This window comes from Kosmotoga arenicorallina S304, from assembly GCF_001636545.1.
In the GTDB taxonomy this organism is placed as follows: domain Bacteria; phylum Thermotogota; class Thermotogae; order Petrotogales; family Kosmotogaceae; genus Kosmotoga_B; species Kosmotoga_B arenicorallina.
In genome coordinates, this window is the sequence record NZ_JFHK01000005.1 from 72,462 (window position 1) to 86,663 (window position 14,202).

Genomic DNA, 14,202 nt, shown 5'->3' on the forward strand with positions numbered 1-14,202 from the left:
CCTCGAGCTACCATTTGGAGCGAAGTTCATCAGAAACGGCTGCGATTTCTTCAATCGATTTTGTCAGTTCTTCCATACCTCTGGCTTGCTCCCTGGCAGCTTTTGAAGTTTCTTCGATAGCCGAAGCGCTTTCAATCGCAGAGCTATTTATCTGCTCCACGGATTTCTGTACCTGTTCCATAGCACTTGCTATTTCAGCTGACATTGAGTTTATTTTTCCGAGTTTTTCTGATAGGTTAGCGGTAATAACCTCTACTTCGTCCAAAGATTTGATCAACTTTTCCGATTTGAGTGCTTCTGCTGCAACTATCCTGCTGTTATCGGCCACTTCAAAGTATGCCTTATCAACTTCTTTCTGTATGGAGTAAATCGCCGATTCTATCTCTTCGCTGTTTTTGGCGGTTTCGTTAGCAAGCTCCCTTATATCTGATGAAACAACCGAAAAACCTTCGCCCGGTTTTCCAATTCTTGCCGCTTCAATGAATCCTGTAACAGCAAGCATGTTCGTTTGAGTGGATATTTTATCGATTTTTCCTACATTTTTTGTTATATCGCGTGTTACGCCGGATAAGCCAAGCAAATTTTCCCCTATGTTCTCAAAAGCCTTAACAGATGTGTTTACTCTGTTTATAAGGGCTTCTACTTTCTTTTTGTTTGATAGAACTACTTCCAGAAGCTTTTGCATCATATTCATATCATCGGCAATCGTTCTGTCAAGGGATGTCAGCAATTCCAGAGTTTCTTTGCCCATTTTTTCCATCTTCTCTATTTGATGTGAAAGTTCAGAACTGGAGTAACTCAGCTGATTAAGGGCGGTGCTGATTTGCTCAGAACTCGCCGATGCCTCGTCGATATTTGCCGAAAGCTCTTCAGCAGCAGCTGCAAGAATTTCCGCAGCTCTTTGGGGATTAGCTGTGCCCTTTAAATCAGCAGAAAGCTCCACCAGCTCCTGGGCAGCTAAGGTAATCTCAGAAAGAGCCTTTACCTGTTCGTCTATTGATTTCGAGGATTCTTCAGCGGCTGCGCTCAATTCTTCAGACGCAGTAGCTATTCTTTGAGCACCGGCAAGGAATTCGCTGGAAAATGTGCTTATTCTATTAATTGATTGAGCGGAAAGCTTCAGGTGCTCCACCAGTGTGTTGTATTTATCGATTATATCCCCGAATTGCTCTGTAATTTCTTTGCTATTTTCCACATCTTTCATTGTATCGGAAACAATTGCTTCTATGCTTTTCACGACTTCGCCTATGGTATTTTGGATTTCGTCTGCCCTTTTCGAAACTTCTATGGCGGTTTCTTCAGCCATCTCTGAGAATTTTCTGATTTCTTCAGCAATAACGCCAAAACCCGCACCGTGTTCTCCTGCCCTTGCAGCTTCAATAGCTGCATTCAGTGACAGAAGTCCAATCTGATCAGCAATTTCCGCTACCGTGGAAACTATTTCTTTAACACTGTCGCTTCTTTCGCTCAACCTGCCCACGGTTTCTGCGGAAACCTCGTTTCTCTTTGAAACTTCAGTCAGGGAGCTGATTACTGTGCTAACATCTTCTATCATTGCATTTACCCTGACCTGACTTAACTTGGAGCTTTCAAAGATATCATCGATCATGTTCAGGATCTCTTTGATGTTTTTGTTTACCTGATTTATCGCCACCCTTGTTTCTTCGGCAGCTGACGATGATTGTTCCGCCCCCGCAGCTATTTGCATCATTGATCTATTGAGTTCTTCGCTGGCTGAGCTTATTTCTTGAACGCTTGAAAGGAGTTCTTCCGTTGCGGAAGAAATGCGCTCCGAAGCTGCAAGGCGCTTTGCTTCATTGCGCGTTCTGGCGCGTTCTTTAGCCTTTTTTTCAATTTCGTGCTTTGTATGACCTGAAATCGCTTTGTTTGTTACATATGTACCCGGAGTTTCGAGCTTCTTTTTTTCCGCCATTTTTTCACCCCCGCTACTCTTCTATTTTTATGCAGTTCTTCCCGGAAGATTTTGCCATATATAGAGCCTTATCTGCCTTCTCAATAATATCGTATAAACCCATTCCTTCTTTCACAGCTGCAAGACCTGTGCTAAAGGTTATCTGGAGATTCAGGCTCAGTAGCTTGTTCCAATCTATCTTTGCAAAGTTTTCTTTTAAGCGCTCAACGATTCTCCTGGCTTCGTTAATCCCGGCTCCCGGAAAAACCACCAAAAATTCTTCGCCCCCGTATCTGCATGCCATATCTGTTTCCCTTAAAGAATCAGAAACGGCCTTCCCAAATTCCCTGAGGGCTTCATCTCCTACATTGTGCCCATAGGTGTCGTTTACCGATTTGAAATCATCAATGTCAAGCATGCCTATGGTAAAAGGAATTTTAGTCCTTTCATGCAGCATAAGCAATTCTTTTATTTTCATGATACCACTGCGCCTGTTGAATAAAGATGTGAGGAAGTCAATTGTCGATGCGGTCTTTTGTTCCCAGAAATTATTGAGGGTTGATGCCAGCAGGCTGAGGCTTTCTAATGCATAATCCATAAAACCTTCAAGCGATGATTTATTTTCAGCCCCCTCAATTAAGACCAATCCATTTTCCTCGCCATTGACTTTCAGTGGAAAAGATAATGCCTGGTCGAATTCGATGGGTTCGAGTTTCGATGATATTCCGCTATAGTGCCATCTGGAAGGTGTGAGTGGTTTCAACAGCCTGCCAATGAGCAGTTTCTTCAACTCATCAGTGGAATTGCCAATTTTTGGAAGGCTATATATCCTTCCTCCAACAGGGGAAATGAGCAACCACAGTATCGACTTAAAATTCACAAAATCTTTGATCAAGTCGGTCGTATATGCGATAACCCTATCTTCGTCCTCTATATTTTTGAGCAATGAAAGCAATTCTCTATTTATTGCCTCTATTTTCAATTTTTCCTCTAATATATCCGAAAGCTCCCCAAAAGGTATTTCGTGGGTTTTGTATATATCTCTGTGCCATCCGCTGTGAAATGTGCTTTTGGCGGCAAATTCCATGATCCTTTCAATTAGTCCCTTCAAGTTGCTGCTCTTTTTTAAGAAAAGGTTAGCACCGCTTTTTTTGGCCCAGAATTCGTTTACGAAATCCGATGTGCCTGTGAGTATCAGAATACCCACATTCTGAAAACTTGAATAGCTTCTGATAAGTTGGGTAAGTTGTATCGCGTTCATCCTTGGCATTAAGTAGTCCGTGACAAGAACATCTGGCAAAAAATGAAAAAATCTGTTCAAAGCGTCGATACCATCAACGGCTGTTTCCACAGTGAATCCCGCTTTTTCGAGCGCAGTCTTCAGAGTATTTCTCCACATAGTGCTGTCATCAACCACAAGAACTTTGTTTTTCACCATCAACCCCTCCTGAATTTTTCGATCGGGCATTAAATTATGTTTAACAGGGCATTCAAATCAATGAGTAATGCGAGCCCTTCTCTGCCAAGAGAGATAGCGCCACTGAATACTCCCTTCAACAATTCTGGCAGGTGCTTGACAAGAAATTCTCCTTCTGAGAGGATTTTATCAATGACAAGTACCATTTCTTCGCCGTTTCTATCATAAATCAGAAAGGCAAGGGAATTTCTATCTGAATTCTGAAGCGAATTGCTTTTCTTTATTCCGAAGCACTCCGAAAGGTGTACAAGCGGGACGCTTCTGCCTTCAAGGGATAGCAGTGAATAAGTTCCATAATCTGCTATCTTTGAAGGATCAAAGCTCAGCGTTTTCGAAATCTCATCGGACTTAATGGCAAATTTCTGCCCTGACACCTCAAAAATAATGCATTTCACTATTGAAAGCGTTAGCGGAATTGCCAGGGTAAAGGTGGTGCCTTCACCGCTTTTGCTGTTGACCATAACATGACCGCCCATGTTTTCGACAGCCTTTTTTACAGCATCGAGCCCCACACCCCTACCGGAGATTTTTGAAACCCTGTCTTTCGTGCTAAATCCGGGCAAAAAAAGATAATTCAGAATTTCGCTGTTTGAAAGCTTCTCCAACTCTTCGGGAGTTGCTATACCTTTTTCGATGAGCTTTTCCTTAACTGTTTCAACAGAAATGCCCCTCCCATCATCTTCAACAGCAATGAAGATGAAGCCTCCTTTGTATTCAGCTCTAAGGGTGATATTTCCTTCTTCCTGCTTTCCCAGCTTTATCCTCTCCTGAGGGGGTTCTATTCCATGGTCTATTGCGTTTCTTAAAAGATGCGTGAGAAGCGGAACAAAGTTATCTGAAATGTCTCTGTCAATTTCTACGTTTGTTTTTTCAATATGAAGGAGCACTTTTTTCCCCTGATTTCGTGCGAAGTTCCTTGCGGTTAGCCTGAAACGGCTGAAAAGCTCATCGGCCTTAATTGCTCTTACAGAAATTACAGTCCTGCTCATAGCAGAGCTAAGCTTTTTCAGATTCCTGATGAGCTTTTTCTGGCTTTCAGCTATTTCTGATTGCTCCAGGGAAAGCACAAGGTTTGAAAGCTCCGAAATCTGGTTTAGCATGGTGTCTAACTTTTCTCGTTCGACTCTCAGGTATTTCTCCTTTTCGGTATCTTCATCTTTTTCTTCAGGCTTTTCAAAAGAAGGGCCAACGGTGCTTTTGATAAAGGTTTTTTTGAGCAACCCCATTGCATTTTTGAGCCTTCGGGAGTCCCCCTTTTCAAGGGCATACACAATTTCATCCACCAATTTACATTGCTCAACTTTTCCAGCTTTTTCCAGTCCCTTTTTGGCGTTTTCGGCAAGCTGCTTCAGTTGATGGGGCGCTAAAGAACCTTCTTCTATAAATTCCAGAAATTGGTTCAATATATTTTGTGATGCTTTCACTGTTTCAATAGAATTATCAGAGGTTTTGCCAGATCTTTTCAGGAGACTTTCGGCTTTCTCAAAGAGTTCCTCTGTTTCAGAAAGTTTTTCGGGACTATCAGCAGCGGTTTTCAACGCATTTAGTATCTGGAATAGCTCATCAAGTCTATTTTGAATATAAGAAGAGCCGTAAGCCTGCGTGCGTTGAAAAAGCTCTTCAAGGGAGTGTGCGATTTTGTTGATAATGGAAAGGTGATCTCTTCTAATGCCCGGTGTTACCATGTTCATAACCAACGAGGAATCTCCTTTTATCGTGTGAAAATGCCTCATAATCTCTTTTAGCTTTTCGGTGGAGAAATCGTGCTCAATTTCAAGAAGAAGCTGTTCTGTTTCCGTTAAATGCATGTTCAGCTCTTCAAAAAATTCGGAAAGAAATTCTTCCGCAAGCTTTCCATCAGGTTCAAATGACTTTTCCGGAGTTTCTGCCTTTATTAAATCAGTCAATCTGCTCTTTATCTCTTCCAGCTTTTTTGTACCTTTTTCACTTGTTAACGATTCTTCTATTTCATCAGCTATGTCCGTTTCCCCGAGGTCATGAAGGAGCTTTTTTACCTCTGGGAGGAGTTTCCTGTTGTTTGAAACTTCGTCAAGTAATTTTAATAGCTTGCTTATTGCCTCTTCTCTTTTCACAATCTCACTCCCCAAGGGCAAGTTTGGTACTCTCAACAAGCATTTCTGGATCAACGGGTTTCACAATATAGAAATCTGCCCCGGCCTCTATTCCTTTACGCTTATCTTCGGGCCTGTCAAGAGTGGTTATAACGATTATAGGAAGCTCCTCAAAGGCTTCGCTCTCCCTTATTTTTTTTATCATTGTAACGCCATCCATTCCCGGCATGTTCAAATCGGTTATCAGGCAGTCAAAATCACCATGAAAAAAGAGTAAGTCTAATGCTTCCCCTCCATCTCCCGCTTCAAAAACCTCAAATCCGGCTGATTTTAGAATATATGAATGAAACTTGCGTGTAATAGGTGAATCATCTACAAGCAGTATTTTGGGCATCCTATCACCCCTCTGGTTTCATGTATACATGAACACCTTCTATTTTCTTCATTGTGAAGGCCTGTGTAATCCTGCTCAGGAATTCTGAAGCTCCCAAAAAAATGTATCCTCCGGTATTTAGGATGAAGTAAAAATTCTCCACAATCTGTCTCCTATTTTCCATGGGAAAGTACATTAAGACATTTCTGCAAAATATAAAATCGAATTGTCCAAGCTCCATTAACCCCCTGCCGTTTTTAAGGTTTAGATGGATAAATTTCACTCTTTTCCTCGGGGCATCTTTTATCAGAAAACCCTCCGGAAGTTTTTCGAAATACCTTTCCAGATAAGCCTTTGGTACGTCTTTTACGGCTCTGGCATCATAAATCCCCGCCTTTGCCTTTTCAATTGCTGTCATGTCTATGTCAATCCCATAAATCTCAAAATCAAATCCCTTCGGTAGCATTTCTAATCCAATAATGGAAAGGGTATAAGGCTCTTCGCCCGTTGAACTTCCAGCTGAAAGAATTCTTATTTTCCTCTTTTTTTCAGCAATTTCCGGCAAACATGTTTCCCCAAAGATCCTTAACTGATCAAATTCCCTGAAAAAATATGTTTCGTTTATGGTGATGAGGTTGATGAGTTTCTGGATTTCAATCCCTTTCTTGTCAAATATTTTGAGGAATTTTATGTAATCTGAAATCGAAGAAAGCCCGAGATCTTCAACCCTCTGGATTACCCTGCGTTTCAAAAAAAGCAACTTGCTATCATCCATATATATTCCACATTTTCTAAAGATCAAATTTCTCAATTCCCCGAATTCATGCACGTTTAGTTCCAATTCACTCACTCGCTTTTTTTATCGCCTCTTTTGCTATTTCTTTTAATTCTTCTGAGGGGAATTTAGATAAATTTTCCTTAATGGCTTCTATTCCTTCCTTTGAATTTATGAATGCCAGAGCTTCGATGGCGCCTATTTGCTCAAAGAAATCATCGCTATCGAGCAGGGAAATCAATTTCTGTTCATAATCCTTACAGCCCGTTTGGCCAAGAAGCTTGATCGCTTCGTATTTACTTATGGAAGGGATCTTACCTCGGGATAGATCCCATATCGCTGAGCACAGCTCTCTTTTTTTTGAAGGTTCCAGCTCTTTGTTAAAAGTAACGTAACTCTTTATCAGATCGATAATCTCATTGTGAAAGCTTTCTCCCTTTTTCTTCACCAGTCTTAATAACATCTGGAAATAGTCTCGATATGGGAACTTTACAGCAAATTTCAGATATGGGACGAGAAAAAAATCCGGGAAATACTCGGGATCTGGAAAGGCTTTATTCACTTCCCTAAAGATAGCTTCGTCGCCGATCTTCATAAGGGACTCAAAGCAGGCGACTATCAAGAAGCTATCTCTAGCCTCTTTCAGAATTGAAAGCACTTTTGGGGCGTGATCGTGAGCTTCAAAATCGCCGAGGGCTTCTATTGCAGCGATTAGATTATTCGTGTCACTGTCATCGAGTGCTAATGAGATAATATCGATGGTTTGAGGGTCATTCATGAGTATCAGCGTGTCTAGTGCGAGTTTCCTAATATGCTTGTCTTTATCCTTAACTTTTTCTTTTAGCACCGGGATCGCAGCTTTTTTGTGATGTGCCAGGATGACCACTGCAAGATCTCTCAAGTACAACCTATCTTCCTCGAAGAGAGTTGAAACAGCTCTTGATACTTCAGGAACATCAAACTTCTTCAAAGTTTCCACGATCGCTTCAGAAACCAGCTCGTTTTCTTCCTTTCTAAGCATTTCAACGAGAATATCGGAAAGGCTGAAAAGATTCCGGTCTCTAACAATTCTTATAGCTTGCAGCCTTTCAAAAGGACTTTCGGAACCCAGGAGAGACATAATTCGCTCTTTGTTCATTCTGGACCTCAACTCCTGTCACAATTTTGATATAATGATTATATCATAGTTGAAAATTGAACTTGGAGGTTATTAAATGAAAATACTGTTCATAGATGATTCGCGACTTTCAAGAAGAATCACTTCAAGGTATTTAAAACTGTATTTTCCTGAAGCTGAAATTCATGCCATTGGTCCAGAAGATTTTGAAGGCATTCTTGAGAGTATCCAGGAGTACCATATAGTGATAACCGACCTGCTCATGCCGGGAATTTCTGGTGAAGAGGCGATAGAGAAAATATCCAGCAAATCTCAGGATGTTTTTATCGCTGTCCTCAGTGCTAATGTTCAGGAAAAAACAAGGGAAAAAATGCGGCATCTTGGGGTACAGCTATTTCTTGGAAAGCCGTTGACTGAGGAAAAAATGATTGCTTTGAAGGAGGCATATTATGCCAGAAGAAAAAATCCTTAATAGTTTGAAGGAAATATTAAGCCTTGGCGCAAATCAGGCTAAGAGGGTTCTTGAAGAGTTATCAGGAATGACCGTGGAGTTGCGGATAAAAGAAATACATAAAGGTGTATTTGGGAAGAAATTTGAAAAACATTATTTCCTGATGCGCCAGAGAGTAAGCGGAGAAGCATTTAATGCGAATTTTTATTTCTCTATGCTTGGTACGGAGTTTTTGAAATTTCTGGCCACTCTTGAATCCTTTGATGTGGTTAAGGATTATCAGGAATATGACCTGGTGGATTCATTTCTTGAAGTGGGAAATATCATCTCCGGTAATATCATAGCGGTGTTTGCAGATTTTTTGAAACTGGAACTTGAGTATGAACTTCCCGCCATGGTGACCTTTGAAATGGAACCGGAGCTTATGGATAGGGAATTTTTCTTCACAAAGATATATTTCGAGATAAAGGAAATCGAAGTTCAAGGGTATTTGCTTCTGGCATTCAGCGAAGAGACGTATTCGGCAATCGTAAAAAGGCTGGAGGAGATAATGGATGGCTGAAAGGCTCATAGATTCCCTTACATCCGCCATTGTGGAGATAGATAACAAAGGTAATATACTTCTGAGAAATTCACGCTTTGAGGCCAGCTTTGGCAAAATTTCAAATATCTTTGAAATCATAAACAAAAGTTTCTGGAATATTTTGATGGATGCCATAAAAAAGCACTATCCCCTTGCATTTTATGATAAAAGGCACAGAAGAATACTGCAGAATAGCCGTGAATATTACTCTCTTTTCCTTTCACCGACTAAGAAAGGAACCTTTGTCGTTGAATTCCACAGGAGAAACCTTGAAAACATAAAAGATGAACTCGTGGAAGAAAGTCATGAAAAAGGAAACATCATCAGAAAAATCGAACTCGAGTTTCTCACTATCTTAAACAGGTTCTTAATAACGCGAGGAGCTTGCTTCGGGTTAGCATGGGAAACCGGGAAGAAGCTTTTTGAGGCTGGTGTATTAAGCGGTTTTAAGCTCACCGGAAATGACGGAAGCAACGAAGAAAATAAGTATTTGGGTAGCCTTAAAGAGCCTATTGTTAAAAATAAAATAGAGAGTTGCTTTGAATCAATGGTTCTTGAATACAGCCTCAGCGAAGAAACTGAGATTTCTTTCAAACTTCTTGCAGACTTTTGGATCAAATTGATAAACCTGTATGCTTCCATCTACAAGCCGACTGTACGAGCAACCGGGAACATTTCCGGTGAATCAGCTCAGAAGAGAAGCGAATTCATAAAGGAGCTTACCCTTAGAATACGCAATTATGTGGAAGATGCGGTCGGGGCGATCACAAGGTTTAGAAGGGAATTTTTCCGTAGTTTCGACGATAAAAACCTCAAAGAGCAATTTGATGAGCTGCAAAAAAGGTTAAACATATTGTGGGATATTCTGGTGATTTTTGACGAAGCGCTTTCAAATACAGTCTTAGATAAAGAAACAGACCTCCTAAACCTTATAAAAGATATCATTAAGGCTTTTAGAACAAAAATCCCCCCTACCATTAAGATTGAGTTATCACCAGATAATTGGAATCCCCATATCATTAAAGGGGATAAGGTAAAACTGGAAATCCTTTTTTCTACGCTTCTGGAATATGCATTGGATAACCTGAAAGAAAAAGACATTCCATCAGGAGAGATAAGTTTTACACTTTCAAGTGGTGAAAGCGAATACCTTGTAGTTATAAAGGACACCGGCAAAAAAATGCATAGAGAGAAAATAGAAAATATATTGAAAGTTCCAAAATCAATTGAAGAGGGGTACCAGAGTTTTATGCTTCAGGCAATTATCCTCCAGCAAAATATAAAGTTTTCAATAGAGGCAGAGGAAAAGGGAAACAGCTTTATTCTAATCTTTCCGAAAAACAGCAGTTCTTTGAAATGAAGGCTTCCCTATTGACATAAGCCGGAAGCTGTTGTAAAATTTTTAGCGTTGGGGACGTGGTGAAGATGGTTATCATGCCGGTCTGTCACACCGGTGGCCGCGAGTTCGAGTCTCGTCGTCCCCGCCATAAAAAGGGGTCAAAGGACCCCTTTTTTAATATTCCGCTTCGAATATAACCCTGACACTTTCCTGAAGATACTCAAGGATTTCTTTGATATCCTTCAAAGAGATACCTTCGTTTTTTTCGCCTTCAAAGGCAAAGCGCGGGTCCAGGTGTACTATCTGATGATCCCTGAAGTTCTTAACCTTCCTGATGGTTGCTTCTAATTCTTTCTCTTTATTTTCAAGCTTTTCCAGCGCTGAGGAGAGCTTTTTCCTGAAAGGCTTTAATACATTGCCGTACAGGAAAAGCCTTAAGTTCCTAAAAGTATAGCCACTGTTGAGAAGCAGCTTAACCGACCTGACGCACGCAATTTCGAAAAGAGCTGTTTTCACCGGAAGGTCATCAAGCTCTTCGAGAGCATCAACAATATTATTCAAAATCTTTATCTCCTCTGTAAAAACAGTTTTTCTTCTATAAAAGGCATCAACCGCTTCAGGCTTTAGTATACTTTCCAGTTTCATGATTGCATTATATCCGGTTGTTGTTAACATAGTATTATATGGTATTATTCGCATAGATAAATGCGCTTAATTTTAGATGTGCGTTTATAATTTCTTTTTGCTTTTGCAATCCATTTCACATCTTTTTATATTTTTTAGCGAATACAATGGAATAGTGCATATATCGATAATCAGGGGGTATTTTATGATTAGAAAAAAAGGGTTCTCTCTGGTGGAAATGCTTATCGTTCTTGCTGTGATGGCTACGTTGATTGCAACGATAACGCCTGTGGCCATGAATGCCATTCGCAAAGCAAAAGCCGTCCAGGTTGCTTTTAATCTGAAAGTGCTTACTGCAGGCATGGAAAACAAAATCCTTCTTGATTCAGAAGTACCAGAAAATATCAAAGTCATTGGCAGAGATATTGACGCAACAAGTTACGGAGTAGCTTATTCCGCTTCAGGCGGGCATTACGCAATAGTTGCCTTTACCACAAGCGAAGTTCATTTTGACTCGGTTAATGAAACTCTCAAAGATGCGACTGACACTTCTTCCGTAATCCCTGCCGATGCCCTGTATCTCCCGGGAGGCTTACAGGACGCCTCAAATGCAAAAGTGTTTTATAGAGTAGATTTTGACATATATTGAGAACTCGAAACAGAAACAGCCCCACAATGGGGCTGTTTCTGCGTTCAAGACGGGGAATCTTTCGAACAGGGGTGGGGTTAGCATGATTTCTATTTTATCGAGACATTGGGTTCATCGCCGATTATTGTAACAGGAAATAAAGATGATTAGCTTAAAAGAGTCTTACCAGTTTTACGAGCTTGTTTAGCTTTTGTGAGACTTTTTGTAATTTCTCCATAAGTTCCCTGCTCCCCTTGACTGAAAGGCCTTTTAATGACAGTATATTGTAGAATAAAAAATTTGGAGGGATATGATGCGTGTTGTATTAACACTTTCCGGACTCGAAAGCGAACAAAAAGTTTCTGAGGTGGCCGGTGCGGTTAAAAGGCTGCTAAATCGTGAAGCCTTGATGGAAGGAAACAAAGCAGTTATTGAGCTCGAATCGCTTGAGTTGCTGGAAGAGATTGATGTGGCAATAAGAAAGTTCGGTTGCAGCATTTTGAAGGTGGAAACGGAAAAATGAGGGTGGTTTATGCCACCCTTTTCCATCTGTTTGTCACCCAAGCATGCTTAATTACTTCAAAGGGTTTATGTTATTATTTCATAGGTGGGGGTGATATCACAATGAAAAAGCTGTACAAATCCAGGAAAAATAAAGTGATAGATGGCGTTTGCGGCGGACTGGCAGAGTATCTTGAAATAGACGCGACAGTTGTCAGATTGCTCTGGGCTCTTACGACTTTTATATGGGGAGCGGGCATTCTCCTTTATATCCTTGCTATGATAATCGTCCCCCGCGAACCTATCGAAGAAGAAACCAAAGAAATCTTTGAAGAAAAAGGGCAAAAAATCAGCGAAAAGCCATTGCATAACGAAAATATCGGGAAGATTTTAATAGCTTTTGTTGTGATAATTATCGGGCTTTTTTTGCTACTTCCGGGCACTTTCAGTGTTTTTTTCTGGAAACTCTTACTGGGCCTTATGTTAATTGCCGGTGGCGGCTTTATCATCTTCAAATCATTAAGAAAAGAGCAGGATTAATATGAGATTTGCCCTTGGCTTGTTTTTAATTTTTCTTGGTTTTTTTGTCGTTCTTGGATATTTTAGCCTCGGTTCTTTGCCCAATTTCATCGACAATTTTTCAGCAACATGGCCTTTGATTCTGGTATTCATCGGAATCAGTCTTCTTTCAGGAATTAAAGGCTTAAAATGGCTGAAATACGTCAATGCTCTTCTTATACTAGGTTATCTGTTCTTTCTCCTCCTTTGGCCTGCACCAATTAATTTCGCTTACCAATCGGGGGCGCAAGACCTGCTTACCAAGGAGACTTTGAGTGAAAATACTGTCGTTGAGCTTAATATAGATTCGAGCATTTGCACTGTAAACATTGAACGATTGGAAGGCACCATTGCCGGAAATTCAGTGGGGAACGTTGTATATGAAATATCTACCGGTAGCGAATTCTATATTCACGAAAGAGATCATGACGATACTATTCAGTACAACATCGGGACAGAACACAGCTGGCCCCAGCGGGGAAAGAATAGATTGAACATTAAGTTGCTTCCGGGCGTTCTTTACAGAATCATTCTGAAAGGTGGCGTACTCAAAGGCGGATTAGATCTATCTGGAATAATGGTGGACAGCATGACGATAAATGCTGGCGTAATGGATTTTGATATATCCCTTTCGGATGTGTATCCGATTTCATTAAAAACAGAAGGCGGTGTTGGTAAGTTTAACGTTTTTCTACCTCAAAACGCCAAAGCACAGGTTGAAATAAACTCCGGAATTAAAAAAATCACCGTACGCGGGTATAAAGAAACCACCGGCAGTGCAGGTGAAAAAATAATAGGCAGCATTTCAGCAAAATTGAAAAGTTTTTTGGAGTTCGATGCCGGAGTACTTTGGCTTAGCTTTTCAGACTAAAACTCTCAGGGCCTTGGGTTTAACACCTATCTTCAAGGGTATTGTGCCAATGATTTCCCCATCTATTTCAAACATGACCTTCCTTCCATCGGCCGAATAGATTTCTGCGTGTTTTGCTGGAATTTCAAAAACAGTCGGTACCGTGATATGTTGGCCTTTATATATCTTTGGAAAGTGGTACAGCAATCTCAACTTACTCATTCTTTCAATACCCATTACATCTATTTTGCCATCGTCTGGTATAGCCGAAGGGCAGGCTTTCATGCCACCGCCAAAGTATTTTCCATTTCCAAAGGCTACAAAGAAACAATTTATTGATTTTTCTTTTCCGTCAACGTTGAGTTTTAAAGAGTAGGTTTTTGTTTTTATAAATTCAATAAGAAAGGACATCAAGTAAGTTAGTTTGCCACGTACCTTTAGCTTTGAGTTGTTCATCCTTACAGTAACATCAGCATCAAAACCCGCGCCAACAACATTTATAGCATATCTTTTCTGTAATTTTCCTTCAAAGTCCTTATACTCAACTTCCAATACATCACTCAGAAAGACGTTATCCCCGGCGATTTTTTTTACCATGGCTCCATAGTTATTGGGGATACCGAAGGTTTTTGAAAAATCGTTCCCGGTTCCTACCCCTATCATGCCAACCGGTATCCCGGCTCCTGAAAGCATGATCCCGTTAACAACTTCGTTCAGTGTTCCATCGCCTCCAACACTGATTATTTTTCCATAACCAGTTGCCTGCTGTGCCATTTTTATGGCATCGCCCGGAGCTTTGGTAAATCTTTCGTCGTAATTCCCGAGTTCTTTTTTTAAAAGTGGCCGGATTTTCTCCCTGTAATCCTTTAAAGCTTTCCCATTTGAAGCCATAGGATTTATTATAACCAATACTTTCATATCACCACTCCCCTGTGAGCGATG

The 14,202-nt window shown here is 40.6% G+C and carries 15 protein-coding genes and 1 tRNA gene; 8 read left to right on the plus strand and 8 right to left on the minus strand.

Features of this window, described 5'->3' with window-relative positions; all coding sequences use genetic code 11:
- Nucleotides 1-7 precede the first annotated feature (7 nt).
- From AT15_RS04470 to AT15_RS04495, 6 genes are read right to left on the minus strand one after another with little or no spacing between them, the layout of a single operon-like run.
- Nucleotides 8-1,933 carry a methyl-accepting chemotaxis protein gene (locus AT15_RS04470; RefSeq protein ID WP_068346781.1) on the minus strand — a complete coding sequence of 642 codons (1,926 nt, stop codon included), beginning with the start codon at nt 1,931-1,933 and terminating at the stop codon, nt 8-10.
- A gap of 13 nt (nt 1,934-1,946) precedes the next feature.
- On the minus strand, nt 1,947-3,347 hold the full coding sequence (locus AT15_RS04475) for a GGDEF domain-containing response regulator (protein WP_161484653.1): 1,401 nt from the start codon (nt 3,345-3,347) through the stop codon (nt 1,947-1,949).
- Nucleotides 3,348-3,379: 32 nt separating this feature from the next.
- Entirely contained in the window at nt 3,380-5,482 is a 2,103-nt protein-coding gene (locus tag AT15_RS04480; protein ID WP_068346783.1) for a chemotaxis protein CheA, read from the minus strand.
- A gap of 4 nt (nt 5,483-5,486) precedes the next feature.
- The gene (locus AT15_RS04485; protein ID WP_068346785.1) at nt 5,487-5,855 is read right to left on the minus strand and encodes a response regulator; all 369 of its coding nucleotides are present in this window, start codon (nt 5,853-5,855) and stop codon (nt 5,487-5,489) included.
- 4 nt (nt 5,856-5,859) lie between these two features.
- Nucleotides 5,860-6,684: a CheR family methyltransferase gene (locus AT15_RS04490; protein WP_201029937.1), complete on the minus strand. Its 825-nt coding sequence runs from the start codon at nt 6,682-6,684 to the stop codon at nt 5,860-5,862.
- Entirely contained in the window at nt 6,677-7,747 is a 1,071-nt protein-coding gene (locus AT15_RS04495) for a HEAT repeat domain-containing protein (protein WP_068346787.1), read from the minus strand. Before AT15_RS04495 ends, AT15_RS04490 begins: the two co-directional genes overlap by 8 nt.
- Before the next feature lie 76 nt (nt 7,748-7,823).
- On the opposite strand from AT15_RS04495, the gene AT15_RS04500 reads away from it, so the two are divergent.
- The 4 genes from AT15_RS04500 to AT15_RS04515 all read left to right on the plus strand — a co-directional run bounded on the left by AT15_RS04500 (nt 7,824) and on the right by AT15_RS04515 (nt 10,247).
- On the plus strand, nt 7,824-8,198 hold the full coding sequence (locus AT15_RS04500) for a response regulator (RefSeq protein ID WP_068346789.1): 375 nt from the start codon (nt 7,824-7,826) through the stop codon (nt 8,196-8,198).
- Nucleotides 8,176-8,739 carry a hypothetical protein gene (locus tag AT15_RS04505; RefSeq protein ID WP_068346791.1) on the plus strand — a complete coding sequence of 188 codons (564 nt, stop codon included), beginning with the start codon at nt 8,176-8,178 and terminating at the stop codon, nt 8,737-8,739. The genes AT15_RS04500 and AT15_RS04505 overlap by 23 nt, the downstream gene beginning before the upstream one ends.
- Nucleotides 8,732-10,120 (plus strand): ATP-binding protein, encoded by a 1,389-nt coding sequence (locus AT15_RS04510; RefSeq protein WP_068346794.1) that lies wholly within the window; start codon nt 8,732-8,734, stop codon nt 10,118-10,120. The genes AT15_RS04505 and AT15_RS04510 overlap by 8 nt, the downstream gene beginning before the upstream one ends.
- Nucleotides 10,121-10,170: 50 nt before the next feature.
- Nucleotides 10,171-10,247: transfer RNA gene (locus tag AT15_RS04515), tRNA-Asp, on the plus strand.
- Nucleotides 10,248-10,273: 26 nt separating this feature from the next.
- On the opposite strand, the gene AT15_RS04520 is transcribed toward AT15_RS04515, so the two are convergent.
- Nucleotides 10,274-10,744 carry a hypothetical protein gene (locus AT15_RS04520; protein WP_068346796.1) on the minus strand — a complete coding sequence of 157 codons (471 nt, stop codon included), beginning with the start codon at nt 10,742-10,744 and terminating at the stop codon, nt 10,274-10,276.
- Between the two features lie 184 nt (nt 10,745-10,928).
- On the opposite strand from AT15_RS04520, the gene AT15_RS04525 reads away from it, so the two are divergent.
- The 4 genes from AT15_RS04525 (at nt 10,929) to AT15_RS04540 (ending at nt 13,281) form a co-directional block, all read left to right on the plus strand.
- Nucleotides 10,929-11,372, plus strand: a complete 444-nt coding sequence (locus tag AT15_RS04525) for a type II secretion system protein (RefSeq protein WP_235598506.1) — start codon at nt 10,929-10,931, stop codon at nt 11,370-11,372.
- 292 nt (nt 11,373-11,664) lie between these two features.
- A complete protein-coding gene (locus tag AT15_RS04530) occupies nt 11,665-11,874 on the plus strand; it encodes a hypothetical protein (protein ID WP_068346798.1) in 210 nt (69 codons plus the stop codon).
- A gap of 101 nt (nt 11,875-11,975) precedes the next feature.
- Nucleotides 11,976-12,392: a PspC domain-containing protein gene (locus AT15_RS04535; protein WP_068346981.1), complete on the plus strand. Its 417-nt coding sequence runs from the start codon at nt 11,976-11,978 to the stop codon at nt 12,390-12,392.
- 1 nt (nt 12,393) lies between these two features.
- Nucleotides 12,394-13,281, plus strand: coding sequence for a hypothetical protein (locus AT15_RS04540; protein ID WP_068346801.1), 888 nt, complete (start codon nt 12,394-12,396; stop codon nt 13,279-13,281).
- Here AT15_RS04540 and AT15_RS04545 read toward each other — a convergent pair.
- Entirely contained in the window at nt 13,273-14,178 is a 906-nt protein-coding gene (locus AT15_RS04545) for a diacylglycerol/lipid kinase family protein (RefSeq protein ID WP_068346803.1), read from the minus strand. The genes AT15_RS04540 and AT15_RS04545 overlap by 9 nt on opposite strands.
- Nucleotides 14,179-14,202: the final 24 nt, after the last annotated feature.